Source organism: Corynebacterium sp. ACRPF, assembly GCF_022347395.1.
GTDB classification, from domain to species: Bacteria; Actinomycetota; Actinomycetes; order Mycobacteriales; family Mycobacteriaceae; genus Corynebacterium; species Corynebacterium tuberculostearicum_D.
In genome coordinates this window covers 1-23,252 of record NZ_JAKRNB010000020.1, presented here as the reverse complement: position 1 = coordinate 23,252, position 23,252 = coordinate 1, and the positions used below count along the sequence as shown (strand labels likewise).

The 23,252-nt window shown below is 64.8% G+C and carries 22 protein-coding genes, 2 tRNA genes and 1 other RNA gene; 7 read left to right on the top strand and 18 right to left on the bottom strand.

The window, feature by feature from the left end:
* Positions 1–146 precede the first annotated feature (146 nt).
* The 4 genes from MHX61_RS09370 to MHX61_RS09355 all read left to right on the top strand — a co-directional run bounded on the left by MHX61_RS09370 (position 147) and on the right by MHX61_RS09355 (position 4,732).
* Complete coding sequence (locus MHX61_RS09370; RefSeq protein ID WP_316987332.1) at positions 147–1,448, top strand: DNA polymerase III subunit epsilon; 1,302 nt, start codon at positions 147–149, stop codon at positions 1,446–1,448.
* A 27-nt stretch (positions 1,449–1,475) separates the two neighbouring features.
* The gene (locus tag MHX61_RS09365) at positions 1,476–2,753 is read left to right on the top strand and encodes a MurT ligase domain-containing protein (protein ID WP_239194357.1); all 1,278 of its coding nucleotides are present in this window, start codon (positions 1,476–1,478) and stop codon (positions 2,751–2,753) included.
* The gene (locus MHX61_RS09360; protein WP_239194355.1) at positions 2,746–3,519 is read left to right on the top strand and encodes a type 1 glutamine amidotransferase; all 774 of its coding nucleotides are present in this window, start codon (positions 2,746–2,748) and stop codon (positions 3,517–3,519) included. Before MHX61_RS09365 ends, MHX61_RS09360 begins: the two co-directional genes overlap by 8 nt.
* A 109-nt stretch (positions 3,520–3,628) precedes the next feature.
* Positions 3,629–4,732, top strand: coding sequence for an HNH endonuclease signature motif containing protein (locus MHX61_RS09355; RefSeq protein WP_239194353.1), 1,104 nt, complete (start codon positions 3,629–3,631; stop codon positions 4,730–4,732).
* 23 nt (positions 4,733–4,755) lie between these two features.
* Here the strand turns inward: MHX61_RS09355 and recR are convergent, their stop codons facing one another.
* The 6 genes from recR to ffs all read right to left on the bottom strand — a co-directional run bounded on the left by recR (position 4,756) and on the right by ffs (position 10,293).
* The gene (gene recR / locus MHX61_RS09350; protein ID WP_005323161.1) at positions 4,756–5,412 is read right to left on the bottom strand and encodes a recombination mediator RecR; all 657 of its coding nucleotides are present in this window, start codon (positions 5,410–5,412) and stop codon (positions 4,756–4,758) included.
* 72 nt (positions 5,413–5,484) lie between these two features.
* Positions 5,485–5,853: a YbaB/EbfC family nucleoid-associated protein gene (locus tag MHX61_RS09345; RefSeq protein WP_239194351.1), complete on the bottom strand. Its 369-nt coding sequence runs from the start codon at positions 5,851–5,853 to the stop codon at positions 5,485–5,487.
* Between the two features lie 62 nt (positions 5,854–5,915).
* Positions 5,916–8,300, bottom strand: a complete 2,385-nt coding sequence (locus MHX61_RS09340; protein ID WP_239194349.1) for a DNA polymerase III subunit gamma and tau — start codon at positions 8,298–8,300, stop codon at positions 5,916–5,918.
* 18 nt (positions 8,301–8,318) lie between these two features.
* Complete coding sequence (locus MHX61_RS09335; protein ID WP_239194347.1) at positions 8,319–8,900, bottom strand: suppressor of fused domain protein; 582 nt, start codon at positions 8,898–8,900, stop codon at positions 8,319–8,321.
* Complete coding sequence (locus MHX61_RS09330; protein ID WP_239194345.1) at positions 8,863–10,134, bottom strand: aminotransferase class I/II-fold pyridoxal phosphate-dependent enzyme; 1,272 nt, start codon at positions 10,132–10,134, stop codon at positions 8,863–8,865. Before MHX61_RS09330 ends, MHX61_RS09335 begins: the two co-directional genes overlap by 38 nt.
* Before the next feature lie 60 nt (positions 10,135–10,194).
* Positions 10,195–10,293, bottom strand: an RNA gene (ffs, locus tag MHX61_RS09325) — signal recognition particle sRNA small type.
* Positions 10,294–10,484: 191 nt separating this feature from the next.
* On the opposite strand from ffs, the gene MHX61_RS09320 reads away from it, so the two are divergent.
* A tRNA-Ser gene (locus MHX61_RS09320) sits at positions 10,485–10,573 on the top strand.
* A gap of 91 nt (positions 10,574–10,664) precedes the next feature.
* Here MHX61_RS09320 and MHX61_RS09315 read toward each other — a convergent pair.
* From MHX61_RS09315 to gluQRS, 3 genes are read right to left on the bottom strand one after another with little or no spacing between them, the layout of a single operon-like run.
* Positions 10,665–11,000 carry a hypothetical protein gene (locus MHX61_RS09315; protein ID WP_239194343.1) on the bottom strand — a complete coding sequence of 112 codons (336 nt, stop codon included), beginning with the start codon at positions 10,998–11,000 and terminating at the stop codon, positions 10,665–10,667.
* A gap of 10 nt (positions 11,001–11,010) precedes the next feature.
* Positions 11,011–12,591, bottom strand: a complete 1,581-nt coding sequence (locus MHX61_RS09310; protein WP_239194341.1) for a sodium:proton antiporter — start codon at positions 12,589–12,591, stop codon at positions 11,011–11,013.
* A gap of 11 nt (positions 12,592–12,602) precedes the next feature.
* On the bottom strand, positions 12,603–13,496 hold the full coding sequence (gluQRS, locus tag MHX61_RS09305) for a tRNA glutamyl-Q(34) synthetase GluQRS (RefSeq protein WP_239194339.1): 894 nt from the start codon (positions 13,494–13,496) through the stop codon (positions 12,603–12,605).
* Positions 13,497–13,529: 33 nt separating this feature from the next.
* Here gluQRS and MHX61_RS09300 point away from each other — a divergent pair, with 33 nt between their 5' ends.
* Positions 13,530–14,204, top strand: coding sequence for a queuosine precursor transporter (locus MHX61_RS09300; RefSeq protein WP_179387271.1), 675 nt, complete (start codon positions 13,530–13,532; stop codon positions 14,202–14,204).
* On the opposite strand, the gene tgt is transcribed toward MHX61_RS09300, so the two are convergent.
* The 6 genes from tgt to MHX61_RS09270 all read right to left on the bottom strand — a co-directional run bounded on the left by tgt (position 14,189) and on the right by MHX61_RS09270 (position 19,618).
* On the bottom strand, positions 14,189–15,433 hold the full coding sequence (gene tgt, locus MHX61_RS09295) for a tRNA guanosine(34) transglycosylase Tgt (protein ID WP_239194337.1): 1,245 nt from the start codon (positions 15,431–15,433) through the stop codon (positions 14,189–14,191). The genes MHX61_RS09300 and tgt overlap by 16 nt on opposite strands.
* Before the next feature lie 2 nt (positions 15,434–15,435).
* Positions 15,436–18,048: an MMPL family transporter gene (locus tag MHX61_RS09290; RefSeq protein ID WP_239194335.1), complete on the bottom strand. Its 2,613-nt coding sequence runs from the start codon at positions 18,046–18,048 to the stop codon at positions 15,436–15,438.
* Between the two features lie 202 nt (positions 18,049–18,250).
* A tRNA-Ser gene (locus MHX61_RS09285) sits at positions 18,251–18,338 on the bottom strand.
* Positions 18,339–18,429: 91 nt separating this feature from the next.
* The gene (locus MHX61_RS09280) at positions 18,430–18,630 is read right to left on the bottom strand and encodes a CsbD family protein (protein WP_239194333.1); all 201 of its coding nucleotides are present in this window, start codon (positions 18,628–18,630) and stop codon (positions 18,430–18,432) included.
* Between the two features lie 51 nt (positions 18,631–18,681).
* Positions 18,682–19,113, bottom strand: a complete 432-nt coding sequence (locus tag MHX61_RS09275) for a nucleoside deaminase (RefSeq protein WP_239194375.1) — start codon at positions 19,111–19,113, stop codon at positions 18,682–18,684.
* 25 nt (positions 19,114–19,138) lie between these two features.
* A complete protein-coding gene (locus MHX61_RS09270) occupies positions 19,139–19,618 on the bottom strand; it encodes a tRNA adenosine deaminase-associated protein (RefSeq protein ID WP_239194331.1) in 480 nt (159 codons plus the stop codon).
* Between the two features lie 39 nt (positions 19,619–19,657).
* On the opposite strand from MHX61_RS09270, the gene MHX61_RS09265 reads away from it, so the two are divergent.
* A complete protein-coding gene (locus MHX61_RS09265; protein ID WP_239194330.1) occupies positions 19,658–20,686 on the top strand; it encodes a prephenate dehydrogenase in 1,029 nt (342 codons plus the stop codon).
* On the opposite strand, the gene MHX61_RS09260 is transcribed toward MHX61_RS09265, so the two are convergent.
* The 3 genes from MHX61_RS09260 to MHX61_RS09250 form a co-directional block, all read right to left on the bottom strand.
* Positions 20,683–21,717 carry a trypsin-like serine protease gene (locus tag MHX61_RS09260; RefSeq protein ID WP_239194329.1) on the bottom strand — a complete coding sequence of 345 codons (1,035 nt, stop codon included), beginning with the start codon at positions 21,715–21,717 and terminating at the stop codon, positions 20,683–20,685. The genes MHX61_RS09265 and MHX61_RS09260 overlap by 4 nt on opposite strands.
* Before the next feature lie 2 nt (positions 21,718–21,719).
* Positions 21,720–22,583 carry a DUF418 domain-containing protein gene (locus tag MHX61_RS09255; RefSeq protein WP_255717677.1) on the bottom strand — a complete coding sequence of 288 codons (864 nt, stop codon included), beginning with the start codon at positions 22,581–22,583 and terminating at the stop codon, positions 21,720–21,722.
* A 215-nt stretch (positions 22,584–22,798) separates the two neighbouring features.
* Entirely contained in the window at positions 22,799–22,990 is a 192-nt protein-coding gene (locus tag MHX61_RS09250) for a hypothetical protein (RefSeq protein ID WP_204610484.1), read from the bottom strand.
* Between the last annotated feature and the right edge of the window lie 262 nt (positions 22,991–23,252).

Below are 23,252 nucleotides of genomic sequence, written 5' to 3'. Positions count from 1 at the left end.
TGAACAACACACCTGGCCCCTCCCCGCAGCACACGCCGGCGTCGGCCCCAGCGCCGTCGCCCGCGACGGTGGCTTCGCGCCACGCGGCCAGGTCCACAGCACCCAAACCGGGCGCAGAACAGCGACGCACTCGGCCGCGCCGCGCGGTGCGACCGTCCGGCGAACCAGACGCCGCAAAACCCAAGCCAAAACCGAAGCCGAAGCCGCACCCACCAGCCCATCACGAGCGACCTGCCGCGCCGGAGGCAGCTAACAAGAAGCCGCAGCAGCCGCAGCAGGCCGAATCATCCACCGATGCGGCCGACTACCCCTACGTGGCGCTGACCCTACAGACCACCGGCATCCACCCCAGCACCGGGCGCATCGTGACTATCGACGCCGTTGCTTTCAACGACGCCGGCGAACACGGCCAGCTCTTCCACGCCGTCCTCAAGCCCGATATCGACGCCGGACCGCGCCACCTCCACGGGCTGAGCACCACCGATATTGAGCAGGCACCAGCTTTTGGCAAGATCCTTAAATCGCTGGACAAGCTTATCGACGGCCGCACGCTCATCGTCCACGATCTCCCCTATACCTGGGGCTTTCTCGTCGCCGAGGCCCGCCGCGCCATGATGGCCGCCGCGCGCCAAAACCGGGCGCGCAACCGCGGCCGCAACAAGGGCCGCCGGCGCCGCCAAAAGGTCGGTCACGTCCCCACGCCGGTTCGCATTATCGATACCTTGGCCACCTCCTATGCGCAGCAGGTGCGGTCGAATGATGTGCGGTTGGGGGGCGTCGCCAAGCAGAGCGGCCTGGACGCCACGCCGAAAGCCTCGGTGGAGCGCGCCGGCCGGCCCGAGCCAGAAACCTCCCGCGAGGACACCGAGCTGCTCATCGCGCTCTACCGCCAGCAGGAAGGCGGCACTGTGCGCAGCTATGCGCCGGATGATGTGCGCGCCGATCGCTTTGGCCTGCAACGCTCCCACGTGCGCGTCGACGCCGCCGAGGCCCCCGTCCAGCACCACAACCCGGGCAAATACGAACCGGGCAAGGAGCTGCGCCGCGGCATGGAAATCGTGGTCGCACCGGAAATCCTCGAGGATCCGGACACCATCATCGCCGCGCTCATGCGCGAGGAGCTCAATTATTCGGAAAAGCTTACCCGCGAATCCTCGCTGGTGGTCTGCAATGTCACCACGGATCTGGTGGGAAAGCCCATGCATGCCCACCGCAAGGGCATTCCGCTTATGTCGGACGCCGCGTTTCTTGACGCCCTCACGCGCATCGAAGACGCCGAGCCCGAACCCGAATCCGCTAAGCCTGCGCCGCGCGCCCAACGCTCGCCGCAGAACAACAAAAAGGGCGGCGGGAAGAACAACAAGCGGCGCCGGCGCCGCGGCGGCCGCGGAGGTCGCGGCAGGGGCCGACGAAATTCTGGCGGCTCGGCGGGGAAAAAGAACGACTAGGCCGCCCGCCCGACTACCCTAGGGGACATGAGTTTTAGAGTCCCGGGTGCGTTGAAGAAGTTGCGCACCACCACCGCCACTACCGCCGCGAAGCTGGCCACCACCGCTTCCCGCGCCACCGGCCGTGGCGCCGGCGGCATGATCGGTGGTCTAATCGCCAATGCCATTGACCCTTCCATCATGACCAACCTGGGTGGTGGGCGCCCAGCCGTGCTGGTTACCGGCACCAACGGCAAGTCCACCACCACCCGCATGTTGGCCGCCGCGGTCCGCGCCGAGCACACCGTAGCCACCAACGACGGCGGCGACAACATGGACGCCGGCATCATCTCCGCGCTCATGGCCGGCAAAGACGCCTCGCACCTGGTCCTCGAGGTGGACGAGCTCCACGTGCCCCACGTAGCCGATAACCTCAACCCGCAGGCCCTAGTCCTGCTCAACCTCACCCGCGACCAGCTGGACCGCGTGGGCGAAATCAACAAGATTGAGCGCGCCCTGCGCGGCGCCGTGGAGGCTCACCCAGACATGCTCGTCATCGCCAATTGCGACGACGTGCTCATGACCTCCGTGGCCTATGACGCCAAGAATGTCATCTGGGTCTCGGCCGGCGCCGGCTGGCTCGGCGATTCCGTCACCTGCCCCCGCACCGGCGGGCACGTCGTGCGCACCGAGGATGACTGGTACGCCGTTAAGCCGCTTGCCGACGGCCGCGAATTCCGCCGGCCGCAGCCTACCTGGGGCGTCGATAAGCATGGCATCATCACCCCGACCGCCAAGCGCCCGCTGAACCTGGCGCTGCCCGGCCGCGCGAACCGGGGCAACGCCGCCCAAGCCATCGCCGCGGCCGTGCAGGGCTTCGGTGTGGGCCTCGATAAGGCCATTGCGGCCGCTGAGGGCATCGACGACGTCGCCGGCCGCTACTCCACCATCCACTGGAAGGGCCGCGAAATTCGCCTGCTGCTGGCCAAGAACCCGGCCGGCTGGCAAGAAGCCCTGTCCATGGTGGACCGCAGCGCCGATGGCCTGGTCATCGCCACCAACGGCCAGGTGGCCGATGGCATCGACATGTCCTGGCTCTGGGACGTGAAATTCGAAGGCTTCAATGGCTTAAGCGTCAAGGCCGCCGGCGAGCGCGGCACCGACCTGGCCGTGCGCCTGGTCTACGCCGATATCTCCCACGAGCTCATCCCGGACCCAATGGACGCGCTCGCCGCCTGCCCGGAGGGCCGCATCGAGGTCCTCGCCAACTACACCGCCTTCCGCGATTTGAAGAAGGCGCTTTCCAAGGAGGCCACCAATGCTTAATATCGGCCTAGTGCTTCCCGACGTCCTCGGTACCTACGGCGACGACGGCAACGCCCTCGTCCTGCGCCAGCGCGCCCGCATGCGCGGCTTCGAGGCGGAGATTCACCCCATCCGCTTGGGCGAGCCCGTGCCCGAGACGCTGGATATCTACACCCTCGGCGGCGGCGAAGATACCGCGCAGATCCTGGCTGCGGACCACCTGATTTCCGATGGCGGCCTTACCCGCGCCGCTAACGCCGGCCGCCCCGTCTTTGCCATTTGCGCCGGCCTGCAGGTCCTAGGCGAATCCTTCCGCGCCTCCGGCCGCATTATCGACGGCGTCGGGCTGCTCGACGCCACCACGGCCGGCATGCAGGACCGCGCCATCGGCGAAGTAGCCTCCGAGCCCACCCGCGCCGGTGTTACCGCGGACCTCACCGAGCCGCTGACCGGTTTTGAAAACCACCTAGGCGCCACCATCCTCGGCCCCTCCGCGCAGCCGCTCGGCACGCTCACCCGCGGCAATGGCAATGCCGACCAAGCCGCCACCGCCGATCTCAGCGACGGCTCCGCCCAGCGCACCTACGAAGGCGCCGTCCAAGGCAGCGTCATCGCCACCTATATGCACGGCCCGGCGCTGGCCCGAAACCCGCAGCTGGCGGATCTCCTCCTCGCCCAGGCCATGGGCGTGGCCCTCGCGGACCTCGAGCCGATTGAGATTCCGGCCGTCGACCGCCTGCGCGTCGAACGTTTCAACGCCTCCGAGCCCCCGCGCTCCCAAAGATAGGCTCAAACCTGTGGATAACTTCGCCCGGCGGCCGCGAAACCCCCGAGTTATCCACAGGCTCAGCCGCTTCCCCTTGTAGCGGCTTGCCCCCACCCATAGGCTGCGGGGCATGACGTTATTGGAGCAGCTGGGCGACATCGCTAAGCGCGGCGTGGAACTTCTCGAAGAGGCCCACGCCGCCTCCAGCCTGCCCCTGCCCGCGGACCAAGCACGCACCGTGCGCCGCACCGCCGCGGCCTTCCTCTCGCCCACCAGCCACTCGCGCTACCAATCCCGCGCCCTGGCCGCTGCGCGCCGCAACCAACACAGCCTGGAGACCCTCGCGCTCATCGCCCGCCGCTCGCGCGGCATTTCTGACCCCACCAAGCGCTGGCAATTCCGCGAGAAGCTGTGCGCCACCGCCGGCACCACCGCGCAGGTCTCGCGCGCGGCGACTCGGCTGCTGCGCGAAATCAACCCGCCGCCCGAGCGCGAAGACGGCGGCCGCCGCATCATGCACGGCGAGAAAACCACCCTCAGTTTCACCGGCCCCGCCGCGCAGATGGCCGATATCTGGGCCGCCGCCAAGTCCGACCCGCTGGCCTGGCTCACCGGTTCCCGCGCCGCCGCGCCCGCGACCGTGACCACCAATGTCATCATCGAGCTGCCGGATTACCTGAAAATCCTGGCCGGCGACGGCGACGACATCCGCCTCGCCATGACCAACGGCGCGACCATCACCGGCGCCGAACTCGTCCGCCGCACCCTAGCCGGCGCCGGCCTTTTCACGCTCATCCACCCCGAACGCGGCCCGGTCAACCTCTACCGCACCCGGCAGGCCTCCGCGAAGCAGCGCCGCATGCTCGAGGCTGAAGGCGCCCGGTGCGCCTGGCCCGCTTGCCGACGCCCCGCCTCCGAATGCCAAGCCCACCACCTCCTCGAATACTCCCGCGGCGGCCTCACCCACCCCGAACACATGACGCTGCTGTGCCCGTATCACAACTCCATCAACGGCCTGCCGGGCCGCGGCCGCATGGCCCGCGTCAACGGCCGAATCGCCTGGCTTCCGCCCGCCAGCCGGCACAACGCTTCGCCTAGCAGCCCGCATAGCAGCATGCATAGCGGCCACAGCGGTATACACAGCAACGCGGAGAGCGGGGTGGCCAGCAGAGCGCACGGCCCGCCGGTATTCACCGGCCGCGCGCGAACCGGGCCCACGGCCGCCGTCCCCTAGCCCGCGCTTGCGGATTCCCCGTGCTAAATGGTCAGGCGGCCAGAAAGCGCGCGGGACAAGGTGAGTTCGTCCACGAACTCCAGATCGCCTCCGAGCGGCATGCCGGAGGCCAATCTGGTGATCTTCAAATCAGGGAAGTCGCGCAGCAACCGCACCAGGTATGCGGCGGTGGCCTCGCCCTCCGTATTGGGGTCGGTGGCGAGGATGACTTCGTGGATGGTGGGGGTGGCGTCGTAAAGCGGGGCTTCAGGGGTGGAATCCGCCAGCTCGCGGTCCGGCAGCACGCCGCCCAGGCGCTGCAGCAGCGTGGAAATATTCAAATCGCGCGGGCCCACATTCGCTAGCGGATCCAGCGCGCCACCCAAGACGTGGTAGCGGCCCTCATACTCTCCGGTGCGCTCGATGACCTGGATATCCTTCGGCTCTTCCACCACGCATATGGTCGAGGCGTCGCGCTGCGAATTAATGCAGATGCGGCAGACATCCTCGCGGGAAATATTGCAGCAGATGCGGCAGAAGGTCACGCCGTCGCGCACCGCGCCCAGCGCGTTCTGCAGCCGCTCGATGTCCTCGGGCTCCATGTGCAAAACGTGAAACGCGATGCGCTGCGCCGACTTCGGGCCGATGCCCGGCAGGCGCGAAAACTCGTCGATGAGGTCTTGCAGAGGTCCTTCAAACATCAATTACTCCCAAAATCAGCAAAAGGCCGCGGCCCCAACGCGGGGCAACGGCCTTTTATCGTATCGTGCGGGCTACTGGTTGCCGCCGAAGACATCCTCAAAAGACGGGCCACCCTGGCCTCCCATGCCCTGGGACAGCGGGCCGATCTTCTCCTGTGCCAGGCGGCCGGCCGCAGCGTGGGCCTCCTTGAACGCGCCCATGACCAGGTCCTGCAGGGTGTCGACGTCCTCTGGGTACACGACGGACTTATCGATCTGCAGGTCCACGAGCTCGGCGCCGCCGGTCATGGTCACCTTAACCAGGCCGTTGCCTGCCTGGCCCTCGACGTTGGTGGCGAGGATTTCTTCCTGCGCTTTCTGCAGATCCGCCTGCACCTGCGCGGCCTGCGCGATGAGGTCGTTCATGTCATTTGCCTGCTGCATTGGGTCTTGGTCAGCCATGTCGTTTCCTTTCTAAATCAACTGTAAATTTCGCTACTGCCCGAGTGTACCGTGCTTGCCGGTTAGGCACGCCGCGCGCCCAGCTCGCGCTCCAGCAGTTCCATAGCTACCTCGGTAGCGCTGCGATGATCCATCTCGCCGGTCGACTGCGCGGCCTCCATCATGTCCCGCTCTTCGTCATCGCGGGTATAGGCCGGCGGCTCCTCGGGCGGAGCGGCAAAGTCCGGCTCAGGCTCGGGCGGCAGCGGCACGCCGTTACTAAACTGCGATTCATCGCGTTGCTTGGCAGCCTGCGTCGCCCGTGCGATGCGTGAGCGCCACCCGGGGACGCTTTCCGGCTTACTCTCCGCCTCCTGGTCGTCGGCAGGCTCGCGCGCCGGCTGATTCGGCGTCCACGCTTCCTTGCGCTGCGGCGGCCGCGGGGCATCGAAACCGGCGGTCTTCGGGTCGGTGCCCACCACACAGGTCACGGCCACATCGCGCTGGAACTCCTCCTTGAGCACCTCCACGATGACCGCGTTATTGGCGGGCGCGTTGATGCGCTCGGCCAGCGCGCCGGTGGTGTGCCCCAGCGTCAGGGTGCCATCGCGGAAGCCAAGCACGCGGGCTTCAGCCAGCATGATTTCGGCCACCTTATTCCGCTTTCCGACGCTCCCCCTCAACGCCACCCATTTCTCCCTCACGGCCTCTGCGAAGTCACCCGCCGGCTCCTCCGCCGCCTGCGGCTGCGCCATTTCCGACGCCTTCTCTGCGCCAGACTCCGCCCCAGATTCCGGCTTGGTTTCCTGGACAGATTCCTCTGCACGGGCCGGCACGGGCTTCTCCAGTGGCTCGCGCTGCTCCTCCTGGGCCGGCCTTGAGTGCGGTGCCTCGCTCTGTGCTGGCTGCGCCGGCTGCGCCGATTGCTGCTCGGGCACGTCCGCTTGCGGGATTTGCCGCTCACGCTGCCACGGGTCTCCAGCCTCTTGCTGTTGCGGTTGCGGCTGCGACTCTTGGTTCTGAGGCTTCTGCGTGCGTTGCGCCTCGGCGGCCGCCGGCTGCTCGGGTTGCGCCTTCGGTTGCGATTCCGGTTGGGACGGGGCCTGCGGCTGCGGCTGCGGCTGAGCGGCCGGTGCTGAGGTTGGAGCAGAAGACGGGGCAGAAGCCTGCTGCTCCTGGGACTTGGCGCGGCGGCGAGCGATGATGGCAGCAGCGGCGGACTGGGGGTCTTGAGCACTGGCGACGGCAGAGTTGGCCGCGGGAGCACCGCCCGGGGTCGCAGGGCCAGCCGGCGCGGGCGAGACCGCGGCAGCATTGGCAGCGGGGGCGGGGGCGGGAGCCGCTGCGGGTGCCGGCGCGGCAGCAGCGGGGCCGGTGGACCCGATAAGCAGATGCGCGCACATGATTTCCAGCAGCAGGCGCGGTGAAGTCGCACCGGTGAGGTCGCTGATGCGGTCGTTGACCGTGGAGGCCAGGTAAGTCAGCTGCGGGCCGGAAAAGCGCTGCGCCTGGGCGGTGAGCACGGAGGCGCGGTCGGTGGGCGCGGAGACGAGGCCGGCCTCGATGGCGCCGGGCACGGCCTGCAGAATCATCAAATCGCGCAAACGGTCGAGCAAATCGACGGCGAAGCGGCGCGGATCGTGGCCGGCCTCGATGACGTGGTCGACCATCGCGAAGAGGCCGGGTTTGTCTTGGTTGGCGAGGGTTTCGATGGCGTCGTCAAGCAGCGAGACATCGGTGACGCCCAAAAGCGGCCGGGCAAGATCGTAGGTCAGGCCATCGGGCCCGGCGCCGGCTAGCAGCTGGTCCAGCAGAGACAAAGTATCGCGCGGGGAACCGCCGCCCGCCTCAATGACCATGGGATACACGGCGTCCTCGACCTGTACGCCCTCAGCCGCAACGGTGCGCTGCAGCAGGCCCTTCATGGCCGGCGGGGTCAGCAGGCGGAAGGGATAGTGGTGGGTACGCGAGCGAATGGTGCCGATGATTTTCTCCGGCTCCGTAGTCGCGAAGATGAAAATGACGTGCTCGGGCGGCTCCTCCACCACCTTGAGCAGCGCGTTCGCACCGGAGGGCGAAATCATATGCGCCTCGTCAATGATGAAGATACGGTAGCGCGATTCGGCCGGCGCGTAGTAGGCGCGGTCACGCAGCTCGCGCATGTCTTCCACGCCGTTGTGCGAGGCGGCGTCGAGCTCCGTCACGTCCAAGTTGCCGGGGCCTCCGGGGGCGAGGGAGACGCAGGAATCGCACTTGCCGCACGGCGTCGAGGTGGGCCCGTGTTCGCAGTTGAGCGAGCGGGCCATAATTCGCGCCGAGGAGGTCTTGCCGCAGCCGCGCGGGCCGGAAAAGAGATAGGCGTGGTTGATGCGCCCCGCATCAAGGGCGGCGGATAGCGGCGTGGTGACCTGCTCTTGGCCCACGACCTCCGCGAACGTTGCTGGACGATATTTCCGGTATAAAGCCACGGTTAGCCATTTTACCGGCTAACCCTCGCGCGACCAGTCCAGCAGGTCAATGCCCTGCTCGGCCACCGCCGCCTGCAGCTTGCCGACGCCCTCTTCTACCCCAAACGCATATTCCGAATCCGTCAGCATGACTAGCTGCAGGATGAGGGTCAGGCGGCCTTCCTCGCGAAACTGCGGGGTCTGCCCGCCCCACAGGTACGGCGCGATGAAGAGCCCATGGTGCACGGTAACGCCTGGGACATCGAGGATGGACGGCAGCATCACGCCCGGCTGCGCCGGAAGCAGGCCGCCGGCCTTTTCGAAGGTGTCGGCGGCGGCGTTGATGGCGGCGGCCACCTCGGGCTGCCCGGTGCGCGCCACCGTCAACAGCTCGCAGCGCACGTCGGTGCCGTCGTCCTGCCTCTGCAGGCCGGTGTCGGTGGCGTTGAAGGTGGTGGTGAGGGCGAGCGATTGGGCGTCGGCAAGCGAGGCAAGGCCCAGCCGGCGCTTATCGACGTAGCGGAACTCCAGCGGCGCCGGGATAATCTCGCTCAGCCACAGGGCAGACTCGTCGTCGTTGATGTTAGGCCCCCAGCTTCTCCACGGCGGCAAGCAGCACACAGGTAGCGACGCCGTCCATCGCCGCCTCAACCTCTTCCTGCGGCGGCAGGGTTGGGGCGAGGCGAATATTGCGGTCGTTATCGTCCTCGCCATAAGGGAAGGCCGAGCCAGCTTGGGTGAGCAGGATGCCGGCATCGCGCGCCAGCTCCCACACACGGTTGGCGGTGCCGTCGACAACGTCGAGGGAGATGAAGTAGCCGCCCTTCGGGTTGGTCCACTGCGCCACCTCGTACTCGCCGAGGCGCTTTTCTAAGATGCGCAGCACGGCGTCGAACTTGGGCTTAATCAGCGCTGCGTGACGACGCATCACCGCGCGCACGCCCTCGGCGGAACCGAAGAACTCGTGGTGCGCCAGCTGGTTAATCTTATTGGGGCCGATGCCGCGGATGCCGGCGTGTTCCAGGTACCACTCGAGGTTGTCCTTGGAAGAGCCGAAAAAGCCTATGCCCGAACCGGCGAAGGTTATCTTCGAGGTAGAAGACATAGCCCAGAAGCGATTCGGGTTGCCTTCCTCCGCGGCGATGTCCAGAATCGGCAAGATTTCCGGGAATTCCTCGGTTAAGGTGTGCACGGCGTAGGCGTTATCCCACACGATGCGGAAATCCGGCGCGCCGGCCTCCATGCGGGCGAGGCGGCGGGCCTTGTCTTCAGAAATCACGGCGCCGGTGGGGTTAGCGAACATCGGCACTACCCACATGCCCTTGACTGCCGGATCCGCTACCAGCTTTTCGACGGCCTCTACATCCGGCCCGTCCTCCTCCATTGGCACCGTGACCAGCTCGAAGCCGAATTGCTCCGTGATAGCGAAGTGGCGGTCATAGCCTGGCACTGGGCAGATCCACTTGAGCTTTTCTTCCTTGCCCCATGGGCGCTCGGAGTCGTTGGTGCCGAAGATATAGGCCCAGGAGATGAGGTCGAACATGATATTCAGCGAAGAGGAATCCCCGGCTACGAGCAGCTCAGGGTCCATGTTGGTCAGCTCGCCCCAAATATCGCGCAGGTCCTTGATGCCCTTTTGGTTGCCGTAATTGCGCAGGTCGTTTCCGGCCGCGTCGGTGTAGCGCCCCAGCCCCGGCAGGGCGAGGAGATCATTGGAGAGGTCCAGCTGCGCCTTCGCTGGCTTGCCGCGAGTCAGGTCCAGATTTAGACCCTGTGCCTTGAGGTCCTCATAATCCTTGCGGACCTGGGCGGCGAGCTCGTTTAGTTCGGACGATTCCAAAGTAAGAAGCGACATGTGTATGTCTACCTTCCATCTATAGGGCGACTTTTAGCCCCCAATAGTAACGCACGCCATACAAAAAGGGGACCCCGCGCACCCGCCAGAGCCTCCTGACCCTTGCTGCATTCCTGCCCTGGGGGAGTTCAGAGGATGGACGCCACGCGGAATCCTGTCTCATACTTTAACGCCCGCGCGCCGGTTTAGCCAAATGGGCTACCGGCACCTCCACGCTTTCGGCCGCGCTTCCCCGGCACCAACGGCACCCGGACCCCGTTGCGGGTTAAACAATCCTTGAAAACCGTCGAAAACCCTGATTGACCTGGCGATTGGTAAAATAATTGCCACGGCTGCTAATGTTTCTTCTCGGAGGATTCGACTAGCGGCCTATGTCACACGCCTGGAACGCGTGCGGGGTTCACGCCCCTCGTGGGTTCAAATCCCACATCCTCCGCCAGAGGAAATCCCGGCTCCTGCTTCATAGCAACGGAGCCGGGATTTTGTAATGCCCGGGAACCCGGCCGCGCTAGCCGACGCCGCACTTGCCGCTAATCAATAGCCGGCGGCTCGTAACCATCCGCCTTCAGCCAAGCGACATGCGGCGGAGTATTCATTGCCCACTCGGTGCGCGCCCAGAGGAAAGCTTGGGAGACTTCGGCCTCGGAATAGCCCCCATCGCGCAGGTATTGCCGGAATCCGTTCGGGCCTGGGTCTTTGATCCAGAGCCAGACATAGTCGTCGAGGGAGTCGTCGGCAAGCAAGCCCTCCAGCCCGTCCGGAACGTACTCGCGCTCTGTTCGCACGCGCTCCACCAGGTCCTGGTCGAGGAAATCATAGAGATAATCCAGCCCATCCTCGAGCTGGGCATAATCGAAGGGATCCATGCCGCCTAGCCTAGTGGCGCTTGGTACCCAAGACCATGCGATCGATTTCTTCCAGCACCTCGTCCACGATGGCCGGGTTATAGGCGCGGTAGCCGCGCATGCGCAGCAGCTCCTCCTGTGCCGCCGTCAGAGCGGTCCGGCGAGCCTCCAATGCTACGTGGCGTGCCTGCCAGGCGCGTTGCTTGCGGGAGTCTTCGGAAACATCCTCGCCATCGCCAATCCGGTCTTCCAGCCACTGGATAACGTTGGCGGAAATTTCCGGATCAACCTTTTCGGCGTCGGGCGCTATATGCCCATCTGGCCGGAAGTGCGACAGCGCCTCGATGCTGGCCGCACGCGCACGGGCAACAACGGCAGCGCGCATCTTATCGCTGGCAATCTGGGAAGCCTCCGTAAGGTCGAGTCGTTCCATCAACCACGGCAGCAGCAAACCAGGCACCACCATCGTGACCAGCAAGACGGTGAGCGCGATGACCGCGAGCTCGTGGTGGAAACTGAACACACCGGCCGGGATGGACAAAACCAGCGCCAGAGTGACCAGGCCGCGCATGCCGGACCACGTCATTAGCAGCACCTCTTGCAGGCGCAAGGGCGCCACGCGCGGGCGGCCGCGAGAGACATTGATGCGGTAGTAGATGTACATCCACACCAAACGGACGATAAAGGCCACAAGGGACAAGATGACGCCCACAACCACCGAGTGCCACAGGTCCGAGCCCACTTCCCCGATGGCGGTATTGACCGTCAGGCCTATAAGCCCGAAGGCCACGCCGGTAAAGAGCAGCTCGATGGTCTCCCAGAAAGACTGACCGGAAAGACGGTCCTCGGCCTGGATATCGGCGCGAGAATTTAGCTCCACGGCCGCGATAACCACGGCGATAACGCCGGAGGCACCGAGTTCCTCTGAAATGAGGTAGACGGCGAACGGCGTCACCCAGGTCAGTGCGTTGCGCGCGGTGACGTCGTGGACGTGGGTAATAAACAGCGCCACCAGCCGGCCGACGCCCCAGCCGAGGCCGCCCGCGACGAATGCGGAGTAGAAGAAGTTGAGCACGCCGCCGCCGAAGGAGAGCTCATCGCCTTGGGTTACGGCCGTCAGCGCGAGATTGAAGGCGACGATAGAGGCGGCGTCGTTAAACAAGCCCTCGGTCTGCAAGGTGGTGATGATGCGGCGTGGGATGCCGGCGGGCTCGGCCACGGCGTCAACGGCGACGGGGTCCGGCGGGGCGATGGCCGCACCGATGAGGATGGCTGCGGCCAGGCTGATGCCGGGCAGGAAGGCATAGGCCGTAAAACCTACGGCCAGCGTGGTGGCGACCACCAGCAGCACGGACAGGCTCAAGATGGTCACCCATTGCTCGCGGATAACACCCCACGAGGTGCGCCGGGCCAGCGCCCACAGCAGCGGCGGCAGGAAGATGGGCAGGATGAGCTCGGTGGGCGGTTCGAACTGTGGCAGGCCGGGCACGAAGACGGCGCAGGCGGTGATGATCGTCAGCAGGGCCGGCCACGGCAGCCCAATCTTGTCACCGATGGCGACGACGAACACGGTCAGCAGCATGAGCCCAATGAGCACCAGTAGAACTTCCATGGGCTCAGATTTTACCCGCGCCAGATATAAGGCTCAGGGCTGAGTCGATCGGGCGCGAATTGCGCGAGCAGATCCGCAGCACTGTGAGCTTCGTACCCCAGCGAGGCCGCCAGCTGCTTGACGACGTCCCCCTCCTCCCCCATCTCCCGCATGGTCACCGCCCCATCGCGCTTGGCCAAACGCTCGCCGGATGCATTGAGCACGAGCGGGACGTGGATATACTCCGGCGGTTCGATGCCGAGCAGCGAGGCAAGGTAGGCCTGGCGCGGCGCGGAGGAGAGCAGATCATCGCCGCGGACCACTTGGTCGATGCCTTGATAGGCATCGTCGACGACGACAGCCAAGTTATAGGCCCAGCCGGTGTCTTGGCCGCCGCGGCGCAGGATGAAGTCATCCACGTCGCCCGTATAGGTGCCGTGGAGGGCGTCGTGGATGGTGAAAGTGGGGGCGTCGGCAAGCAGGCGAAGGGCGGGCTGGCGATTCTGGGCCGCAAGCTCGGCGCGCTTGGCCGCGCGCTGGTCTTCGGTGAGGTTGCGGCAGGTGCCCGGGTACTGGCCGGGAATGGCGTGCGGGGCGCGGGAGGCCTCGCGGATATCCTTACGCGAGCAATAGCACTCGTAGGTCGGCAGCTGGGCCAGGGCCTGCTCATAGGCGGCGTCGCGATCGTGCTGGTAGATGACCTCGCCGTCCCAGTCCAGCCCGAGCGCGCGCAGATCCGCGAGCTGGCGCTCGGCCGACTCCTGGGAGGAGCGCTGCTTATCGATGTCCTCCACCCGCACCACAAAGCGCCTCCCCGTCGACCGGGCGAAAAGCCACGCCAGAAGCGCCGTGCGGAGGTTTCCAAAGTGCAGATCGCCCGAGGGGCTGGGCGCGTAACGGCCGGCGCCGGTGGTCGCGGAATTCATGCCCATAGTCTACGGGCTGGCACAATGGCGGGCATGGAAAAATCGAACGGCGCTGAGGTGCGCTTCATTCCCGTCCGCTCCACCCTCTACCCCTGGCTGGTCACCGTGTTTGTGGTGACCTTCCTGATTTCAAATATCAACGCCACCAAGGGCGTCCAGCTCGGCCCGCTGGTTACCGACGGCGCCTTCTTCCTCTTCCCGCTGGCCTATATCGTCGGCGATGTGCTCTCGGAGTGCTATGGCTTCAAGTCCACCCGGCGCGCGGTCTATATCGGCTTTGCGATGGCCATTCTGGCGGCCGTGTGCTTCTATATCGCCATCTGGCTGCCGGCGGCCGATTTCTACGAGGGCCAGGAGGCCTTCGCCGCCACGCTCGGCCTGATGCCGCAGATCCTGGCAGCTTCGCTGGCCGGCTACCTGGTGGGCCAGCTGCTGAATGCCTGGACGCTGACCGCCATGAAGAAGCGGTCCGGCGAAAAGGGCCTCTTCGCGCGCCTTATCGCCTCCACCGTGGTGGGCGAGTTCGGCGATACGCTGCTCTTTTGCGCTATCGCCGCACCGGTTATCGGCGTAGACACCGTGGGCGGGTTCATTAATTACGTCATCGTGGGCTTCGTATGGAAGACCCTGATGGAGGCCGTCATGCTACCGGTGACGGCCGCGGTCATTAAGTGGGTGAAGAAGCGCGAGGACTACTTGCCGGCGTAATAGCGGCCGAGGAATTCATCGCGGTAGGCCTCGTAGTAGCCACCGTCGATGGCGGCGCGGATATTATCCACCAGGCGAATCATGAACTCCACGTTGTGGATGGTGCACAGCGTGCCGGCGAGGAATTCCTTTGCCTTGAGCAGGTGGTGCAGGTAGGCCCGGGAGTAATTCTCGGATACGTAGCCGCCGAATTCCTCGTCCACGCCGGCAAAATCCCGCTTGAAGCGCGCATTGGTAAGGTTCATGCGGCCGTCAAGGGTGTAGACGCCGCCGCGGCGCGCCAAGCGGGTGGGCGCCACACAGTCGAAGGTATCGGCGCCGGCCTCGACGGCGGTGAAGATATCGTCCGGCTCGGAGATGCCGAGCAGGTGGCGCGGCTTGTCCTCGGGTAGCTCATCGCAGACCCAGCCGACGATGGTGCCCAGGTTTTCCTTTTCCAGCGCGCCGCCGATGCCGAAGCCGCCGAAGCCGCGCTTGCCGTCCTCGCGGGCGGCGCGGTCGAGGTCGAGCAGGCCGCGGGTGGCTTGGCGGCGCAGATCCTCGTACTGCGCGCCTTGAACAACGCCCCACAGCGACTGCTTCGGGCGGTGGGCGCGCTCGCGGGTGAGGCGGTCGTGCTCGTCCAGGCAGCGCTTGGCCCAGCGGTGCGTGCGCGCGACGGATTCTTCCTGGTAGGTGCGCGTATCAACCAGCGTGGTCAGCTCGTCGAAGGCAAACATGATGTCTGCGCCCAGCCCGTGCTGGATCTGCATGGACTTCTCGGGGGTAAAGCGGTGCTTGGAGCCGTCGATGACGGATTTAAAATCCACGCCGTCCTCGTCCACCTGCGCCATGCGTTCCTTCTTGGCGGCGCGGATGTCCTTATCGCTGAGATCCGCAATATCCATCGCAAGGACCTTTTTGAACCCCACGCCCAGGGACATGACCTGGAATCCGCCGGAATCGGTGTAGGTCGGGCCGTGCCAGTTTTCAAACTTGGCCACGCCGCCGGCCTCGTCCACGATGTCGTGGCCCGGCTGCAGGTAGAGGTGATACGCATTCGACAAGATGGCCTGCGCACCGGTAGAGCGAATTTGTTCCGGGGTCAGCGTCTTGACCGTGGCTTTGGTGGCCACCGGGATGAAGGCCGGGGTCTTAATATCACCGTGCGGGGTGTGGATGACACCGCTGCGGCCGTGCTTGCCGGGGCCTTCAGGCAGGCGCTTGCCGACGTCGAAACTCAAGTCCATCTTTACTCTTCTTCCTTGTGTGCAGGGCTAGGGGTAGGGCTAGAGGTAGCGTGTTTAGCTTCCCATTCTTCTTCCAGGGCGGTGCCTTCGATATCCAGGGTGGGCAGAATCTTCTCCAACCACTTTGGCATCCACCACGTCGCGCGGCCCATGAGGAACATGGTGGCGGGGACGAGGGTCATGCGGATAAAGAAGGCGTCGAAAAGCACGCCGGCGGCCAAGGCAAAGCCGAAGATCTGGATGAAGGGCAGCGGCTGGTTAATAAAGGCCACGAAGACCGAAATCATAATGATGGCCGCGGCCGTCACCACGCGGGCGCCTTGGGTAAAGCCGGTGATGGTGGCCTCGTCGACGGCGTTATATCGCCCTCCGGTGCCCTCCGGGTGGCGCGAGATGTGCTCGCGCATGCGGGTGACCAGGAAGACCTGGTAGTCCATCGCGAGGCCGAAGGTCACGCCGATGAGGAAGATGGGCATGAAGGAAATCAGCGGGCCCGGCGCGGGAACCAGGTTCCACAGGCCTTCCTGCCAGACCAGAACGGTCAGGCCGAAGGCGCCGCCGACGGACAGCAAGAAGCCCAGGCCCGCAACCAGCGGCACCAGGATGGAGCGGAAGACCAACAGCAGTAGCACGATGGCCAGGCCTACGACGATGGCCAGGTACGGCGCCATGGCTTCCTCGAGGCGCTCGGTGATATCGAGCTGCACGGCGGTCAGGCCGGTCAAGCCGATGTCGGTACCGGTGGCGTCTTCAATCTCGCTGGTGGCCGAGCGCAGCGCGTGCGCAACGTTGACCGTCGCGGCATCCGTCGGCGCGGTGTCTGGGGTGACCATGATTTGCGCGGCGCGCTGGTCCTGGCTCAGGCCGACGATCTGCGCGTGCTTCACGCCGCCCAGCCCCTTGAGCTGGTCCGCGGTGTACAGGAAGGACGCGAGCGCGGCCTTATCCTCCGGCGAGGAATTGTCCGCAGCGTCTGCGGAGGTGTCTACTACCTCGGCGGCCGGGGCGATTTCCGGCTCGGCCTCGGCCGCAGCCTCGGGCTGGTCCGGCTGCGGCTGCTCGGGGGCGGCGCCTTCCGGCGCACCGTCCTCCGGCGCACCGTCCTCTGGTGCAGTGTCCTCGGGCGCGGCCTCCGCGTCCGGTGCGGGGGCTGGTTCGGGCTGGGATTGGGCGTCGACAAGCGGGGCGAGGGCGCCGGCATCCGCGTTGACCGTATGGGCATCGACCACGGCGAGGAAGGGGCCATTGACGCCGGGGCCGAAGCCCTCGGACATGATGTCGGCGGCCTTGCGCTGGGTGGTATCGGGATTGGAGGTGGTATCGGCCGGAAGGGCGAGCTCCATGTGGAGCACCGGCGCGGTCATCGCGCCCAGGGAGAGCACAACCAACGCCATGGCCAGGCCGGGGACCTTCTGAACCAGGCGCACCCAGCGGTTGCCCATGGTGGGACCGCGGCGGCGCTTGCCCTTGCGGGTCGGGTTGCCGGCCACGCCGGGGATGCGGCCATTGAAGGCCTTATCGCCCAGCAGGCCAAGCATCGCGGGAATGAGCGTCAGCGAGACCAATACGGCGATGGCGACGGTGCCGGCGGCGGCCAAGCCCATGGCTGTCAGGAAGCCAATGCGTGCAATGAGGAGCGCGAAGAGCGCGGTAAAGACCGTCGCGCCGGCAAAGACCACGGAGGAGCCGGCGGTTCCCACCGCCATGCCTGCGGCATCGGGCCCGTCCATGCGGCGGCGCTCGGCACGGTAGCGCGACAGGATAAACAATGCATAGTCAATGCCCACGGCAAGGCCAATCATGATGGCCAGGACCGGGGTCATATTATTGAGCTCAATCCAGTGGGTGGCAATGAACATGCCCAGCGCGCCTAGTCCCACGCCGATGACGGCGGACACCAAAGGCATACCCGAGGCCACCAGGGAGCCAAAGGTAAAGATGAGCACGATAAAGGCAACGCCGAGACCGATGATCTCAGAGGTGGAATTGACCGCGATTTCATCGCCGAAGCCGGCACCATTGCCCTCTACCGTGAGGCCGCGGTCGCGGGCGATGTTCATTGCGTCGGTAACGGTGTCTTTGTCGGCCTGCTCCACGCTATAGGGCGACTCGGCGTCGAAATTGAAGGTGGTGTAGGCAATGGTCTCGTCATCATTGACCATGGCGAGGTTATCTGCGTCCGCGCGGGCGGATGCTTCCGGTAGCCCCATATCCGTGAACTGGTGGATGACCTGGTCCTGCAGGCGAGGAGAGACCTCAAGCGGGTTGCCAAAGCGCGTGGTATCGCCCATCTCCAGGTTGTCCTCGAGATAGGAGATGGTGGCGTCGATAGCCTCGCGGTTGGCGGGATCAGAAAGCTTCTGACCGTCTGGGGCCTTGAAGACCACGTTGACCGAGGGCGAGTTGGCAGGGTTGCCGCCCTCTGGGAAGAGATCCATGGTCTTATAGGTGGCGTCGATGGACGGGGTTCCCTTGATGGAGAACTCGCTCGTCATCGGTTTCATCAGCAAGGCGGCGGCACCGCCGACGGCGGCGAGCAGCAGCAGCCATGCCACGATGACCTTCCACTTATGGAGGAAAGACCAGCGCCCAAGACGATAAAGCAGTTTAGCCACGGGTAGATGTACCTTCGCATTCGCGTGGGGGACGGATTGAACTTTGCCCTAGTGTAGTGGCCATACCCCACAATCCCCTATCACGAAGCCACCTGCGTCCCAGTTTTCACAGCTGGCGGCCAGCCAGCCGGATTCCCCGCGCCTCCCGGAAAATTGGGCAAAAGAAAATCCCGACCTGCGCAAACAGGCCGGGATCCCGGTGCGGTGGCGGCGGGATTTGAACCCGCGGTTGGGGGTTACCCAACAATCGCTTTCGAGGCGATCACCTTCGGCCGCTCGGACACGCCACCGCGTTCCAGATTACGGGAGTGGGCCCGAGCGACAAAATCGCTGCGCCGGCGGGGTGCCAGCGCAGCGAGATGTGGAAACGAGGAACGAGGATTAGTCGTCCTTCAGGCCGCCGATAACCTCGTTGGCCTTGTCCTTAACGCCTTCAGCGGCGTCAGACAGCTTGTCCTTGGCCTCGGAGGTGACCTGGTCGGCCTTGCCCTCGTTAGCTACGTCCTTGTTGTCGGTAGCTTCGCCGTAGGCTTCCTTTGCCTTGCCTACAAGGCCGTCCTTCTTGTTTTCCAAATCGCCCATGATCACTCCTTTGAGTAGACAGTTGTTGTATGACCACCAGTGTACGCACGTTTAGCGCAGGCCGTCGAAGAAGTTTCGGAGCAACCCAGCGCATTCACCTTCGAGGACGCCGCCGCGGACCTGCGGGGTAAAGGGGGCGGTGGGGGCACGCAGGACATCGATAAGCGAGCCGCACGCGCCCGTCTTGGGCTCAAAGGCACCGAAGACCACGGAGGACACCCGCGCGGCCTGCAGAGTGCCGGCACACATGGCGCAGGGCTCTAGGGTGACAACGAGTTCGCAGCCGGAAAGCCGCCAGCCATCGCCGTGCACGCGAACGGCCTGGCGAATGGCCTCGACCTCGGCGTGGGCGGTCGGGTCCGCAAGCTCTTCGCGGCGGTTGACGCCGGTGGCAAGTTCGGTTCCGGCGGCGTCGTAAAGCACCGCACCCACGGGGACGTCGCCGGCCGGTGTACGCTTGGCGACGTCGAGGGCGCGGCGCATCCGAGCCTCAGCGCGCAGCAAGGGCTCAGGCGTTATCAATGACGTCTTCCAACTCATCGCCAAAGCCGAGCTCGCCGGCGATGCGCAGCAACATATCGGAAGGCCAGTCCTCATCATTGTCAATGATGTAGCCCACCTGGTCCTCGGATAGACCAAGGTCAGCGAAGATATCGAAATCGCCCTCGCCATAAGGATCGGCCTCTTCGGGGTCCACATCCGGGATTTCATGATCGTTGATATCCATGAAATCGGCGGCGAAGTCATCGTCGACACCATAGGTGGCGTCCGAGATGAGCATCTTTACCCCGCCCGGCACTGGGCGCACGGCAATAAAATAGGCATCCTCCACGCACAGCAGCGCGAACGCAGCGCCCTCGGAACGCAGGCTGCGCACCGCATTGATGGAGGTCTGCGGATCCTCAAAGTCATCGTTGAATCTGCGCACCAGCCATTGGCCCGAGTTGCGGGCGACGGTTACTGCGAAGGAGTAATTTTCGTTGCTCATACCTCGTGAGATTAGTCGTGTTGTGCCACAATTGTCATCGTGAGTTCTCAAGATGTTCAACGCCCTATCTGCATTATTGGCCTCGGCCTCATCGGCGGCTCTTTGCTGCGCGATCTCGCCAGATACAATCACCCCGTTTTTGGCTACAACCACTCCACGTCCGGCGCCCGCACTGCAGTAAAACAGGGTTTTGACGTCACCGATGATCTTCCGGCGATTTTGACCCGCGCGGAGACGGAGAACGCGCTCATTGTCATAGCCGTGCCCATGGGCGCGGTGGGCGAGGTGCTCGACGCCATTCAGGAGCACGCGCCGAGCTGCGGTATTACGGACGTCGTTTCCGTTAAGACGGCCGTGCGCCAGCAGGTGCTGGAGCGCGGAATGGAGTCGCGCTACGTGGGCGGCCACCCGATGGCGGGCACGTCCAAGTCCGGCTGGGATAACTCGCAGAAGGACCTGTTCCGCCGCGCGGCGTGGGGCATTACCTATGACTACGCCGCCGAGTGCGAGGCGCGCGGGGAAAAGATTCCGAAGCAGTGGATTGAGACCTTCACCGAGGTCGTGCGTATGACCCAGATGGTGCACGCGGAGGCGGTGCCTATCCGCGTGGCTAATCATGATGCCGCGGTGGCGCGCATTTCCCACCTGCCGCACGTCTTTGCGGAGATCCTCGCCGTGGTGGGCGATAACGGCGGAATCCTGGCACAGTCCCTGTCCGCCGGTTCGTTCAAGGACGCTACCCGCGTGGCCGGCACGCACCCGGAGCTGGTGCAGCAGATGTGCGAGACCAATGCGCCGGCGTTGGTGGAGGCATTGGACGAGGCCATGGACTTGCTGCGCGATGCCCGCGAGAAGCTCGATTCCCCCGAGCCTTCCATCGCTGAGCTTACCGACGCCGGCTACCGCGCCCGCACCCGCATCGATGCCCGCTCCGGCGCGCGCAAGGAATCGGTCTCCCCGGTCAAGATTTCTTCGCGCCCGGTGCTGCGCCTGCACCCAGGCGGCCCGAAGTGGGTGGCACAGTTGCGCCAATCCGAGTCCCTGGGCGGACGCATCGAGATTTTCTAGCCCTTGCGGCCGCGGTTGCGCAGACGGGGAATCCGCGCCAGCACCGCGGCGGCGATCAGGCCGATGGCGGCTATGCCCGCATAGAGCCCCGCATGATCTGCACTGGTCTGCGGGGTTTTCGGCGGTTCAGGGGTGGTCTTAGCGGAAAGGATGGCGCCTTTATCGCGGTCGCTCACCACGCCTTCTATCCAATCCTTGGTGCCGGCCAGCGTGGTGATTGCCGCGCTTGGCGAGGGCAAGTCCGGATCCCCATTCGCCGTTCCCGCGGTGGCCAGGCCGGCAAGCTTTCCGTCGACGAAGAAGGGACCGCCGGAGTCACCGCCCTGCATGCCGGCGCGGCCGGTGGAGTGCACATCAAGGATCGCGCTTTCAATCAGCGGCATCGCTTCGCCGGCCGGCACACTTTCTGTCCCCTCTGGTGCGCTGAGCCCCGGCATGGCCTCGGCCGCAGGAATGCTTTCTCCGCCAGCGGCATCCTCGGCGGCAACCTCGGCGCCAACCTCGGAGGCGTCTGCGGCACCTGGTGCGGTGGAGCTGGCGGGGCTAGCAGGGCCGGCGCCGAGGAGCTCAGCCACTTCCATCTCCGCCTGCGGCAGCTGGCCGCGGCGCGCCATGGAGGAACTGCTGCTCCAGCCGTAAAGCGTGCCGCGCTGGCCAGGTTCTGGCACGTGAGTGGAAATCTCGGCCGGGGTGGTGTCGGTGACGGGGGTGGTGAGGTGGAGAAGGGCGGCGTCGGAAAGCGGGGATAGCGCCCAGGAATCGGCGTCGTAGGTGGTGCCATTGATGCGGGCCTGCGTGCCCTCGTTGTTGACGGACTCGAGGCAGTGGCGCGCGGTAAGCACCCACTGGGTAGCCACGAGGGTGCCGGTGCAATCGCCGAAGCTGCCCACGCGCCCGATTTTCAACTGCGCCACGGTGCGCGACTCCGCCGAGTCTGGGGCCGGCTCGCCGTGCTCGAGGGCGCTGGCAGGGGCGGCGGCTAATGCCACAATGCCGGCGGTAAGCAGGGCGGGGAAGATTTTGTGCTGCATGATTAGTCCTTCTTTCCGGCAGGAACTGCGATGGCGATGGTCTTAGCGACGGCCCATTCGGCCGGCCCCTTCCCGATCAGGCGCCGCCATAGGCTCGCGAGGACGAGGAAGAGGGCGATAAACGCGCAGGCCCACCCGGTGTTGTGGAGGGAGACGTGGCTTTGCCAGTAGTAAGCGGTGAGCACATGCAGGATGTAGATGCTTAGCGACATCGCCCCCAACGCAGCAAAGGGATACGCCAGCTTAGGCACCGTCCAACCGATAAGCAGGCATAGGTGCAGGACGATGGCGGCGACGGCGATGGATAGGACAATCTCTCCTAGCACGCCGGTGTGGCCGGTAAAGCGCAGCCAACCAGGCATATCCGGGTTAAAGCGGAAGTAAAAGCCGGCAGCCGCAACGGCGGCCGCGATGGCGGTGGACACCCACTGGGCAGCGGCGCGGGAGCTGCGGATATAGACCTCATAGAGCAGCATGCCAGCGAGGAAATAGGCGCAATAGGCCAGCAGTGGATAGACCTGCGGAAGGGTCAGCGGCGCATATTTTATGGTCGCGGCAGCGGTGGCGGCGGCGAGGAGCAGGGGCTTCCACCACCAGCGCAGCGGCGGGACCCAGGACACCAGGATCATCGTGATGCCGATGACCACGAGGACGATTTGAATCTCGCCGCCCACGGGCAGCAGGGCAAGGCCGATAAAAGTAATTATGCAGCCGCGGGCGATGATGCGCAGGAACGTAGTCGCCGTGAAATCGCGGGAAATAAGCATCAACGTGACGCCGGCCAGAACGGCGAATAGTGCGGCGGGCAGGCCATTTAAAATGACCTTGGTATGCCACACCAAGGAGGCCATATGCAGAACTATCATGCCGATAATCGCAAGTGAGCGGGCTATATCGAGCCCTACAATGCGCGAGGGTGCTAACACCTAGCGTTCTCCTTCAAGACGGAGGGGAACGCGTCACCGCGCTCCCCTTGTTAATAAAGACTTTCTTTTTCTACTAAGTCTGTCTGGAAGGTTGCTGGAAATATTTTATACGTGTCCTGCATTTTATAAGTGGATTGGGTGAGACTTGTGTAGAACTAGTCACGGAAGGAACTATCGCGGCGCTTGCGCGAACGGGAAGGATCGGCGGCCAGCTTTAGAAGCGGGGCTGCGGCGATGCCGATGGCCAAGCCGGCCAAAAAGAGCCAGAACATGCCAGAGCCCAGCCACAGCATTAAGCCAAGGATGGCGCCGGCAATGAGGCCGGAAACAAGCGAGGAAGACTTCATAGATCGAGACCTGGGTGAGGCGGGCTAAGATACAAGAAAAGCCGCCCGAAGGCGGCTGATTTTGTGCGCCCGGAGGTGTCTGAGTTCATGACATATTTGACAGTCTGTGCCTGAGGGAATCGTCGTGATGCTTGACAGATCAGCCGCGACATATTTGACGCTTAGGGCTACCTTACCGTGTCGGGTGATGCTTGACTGGTGAGTCGGGACATGTTTGACACTATGAACAGTCCTAACCGCAATATGGCCATCGTCAAAGCTG

What these genes read in the sequence shown, in the direction of transcription:
- MHX61_RS09365 (WP_239194357.1), top strand. Translation starts at nt 1,476, where the DNA reads ATGAGTTTTAGAGTCCCGGGTGCGTTGAAGAAGTTGCGCACCACCACC.
- MHX61_RS09360 (WP_239194355.1), top strand. Translation starts at nt 2,746, where the DNA reads ATGCTTAATATCGGCCTAGTGCTTCCCGACGTCCTCGGTACCTACGGC.
- MHX61_RS09355 (WP_239194353.1), top strand. Translation starts at nt 3,629, where the DNA reads ATGACGTTATTGGAGCAGCTGGGCGACATCGCTAAGCGCGGCGTGGAA.
- recR (WP_005323161.1), bottom strand. Translation starts at nt 5,412, where the DNA reads ATGTTTGAAGGACCTCTGCAAGACCTCATCGACGAGTTTTCGCGCCTG.
- MHX61_RS09345 (WP_239194351.1), bottom strand. Translation starts at nt 5,853, where the DNA reads ATGGCTGACCAAGACCCAATGCAGCAGGCAAATGACATGAACGACCTC.
- MHX61_RS09330 (WP_239194345.1), bottom strand. Translation starts at nt 10,134, where the DNA reads ATGTCGCTTCTTACTTTGGAATCGTCCGAACTAAACGAGCTCGCCGCC.
- MHX61_RS09315 (WP_239194343.1), bottom strand. Translation starts at nt 11,000, where the DNA reads ATGGATCCCTTCGATTATGCCCAGCTCGAGGATGGGCTGGATTATCTC.
- MHX61_RS09310 (WP_239194341.1), bottom strand. Translation starts at nt 12,591, where the DNA reads ATGGAAGTTCTACTGGTGCTCATTGGGCTCATGCTGCTGACCGTGTTC.
- gluQRS (WP_239194339.1), bottom strand. Translation starts at nt 13,496, where the DNA reads ATGAATTCCGCGACCACCGGCGCCGGCCGTTACGCGCCCAGCCCCTCG.
- MHX61_RS09300 (WP_179387271.1), top strand. Translation starts at nt 13,530, where the DNA reads ATGGAAAAATCGAACGGCGCTGAGGTGCGCTTCATTCCCGTCCGCTCC.
- tgt (WP_239194337.1), bottom strand. Translation starts at nt 15,433, where the DNA reads ATGGACTTGAGTTTCGACGTCGGCAAGCGCCTGCCTGAAGGCCCCGGC.
- MHX61_RS09280 (WP_239194333.1), bottom strand. Translation starts at nt 18,630, where the DNA reads ATGGGCGATTTGGAAAACAAGAAGGACGGCCTTGTAGGCAAGGCAAAG.
- MHX61_RS09275 (WP_239194375.1), bottom strand. Translation starts at nt 19,113, where the DNA reads ATGCGCCGCGCCCTCGACGTCGCCAAGCGTACACCGGCCGGCGACGTC.
- MHX61_RS09270 (WP_239194331.1), bottom strand. Translation starts at nt 19,618, where the DNA reads ATGAGCAACGAAAATTACTCCTTCGCAGTAACCGTCGCCCGCAACTCG.
- MHX61_RS09260 (WP_239194329.1), bottom strand. Translation starts at nt 21,717, where the DNA reads ATGCAGCACAAAATCTTCCCCGCCCTGCTTACCGCCGGCATTGTGGCA.
- MHX61_RS09255 (WP_255717677.1), bottom strand. Translation starts at nt 22,583, where the DNA reads ATGATAGTTCTGCATATGGCCTCCTTGGTGTGGCATACCAAGGTCATT.
- MHX61_RS09250 (WP_204610484.1), bottom strand. Translation starts at nt 22,990, where the DNA reads ATGAAGTCTTCCTCGCTTGTTTCCGGCCTCATTGCCGGCGCCATCCTT.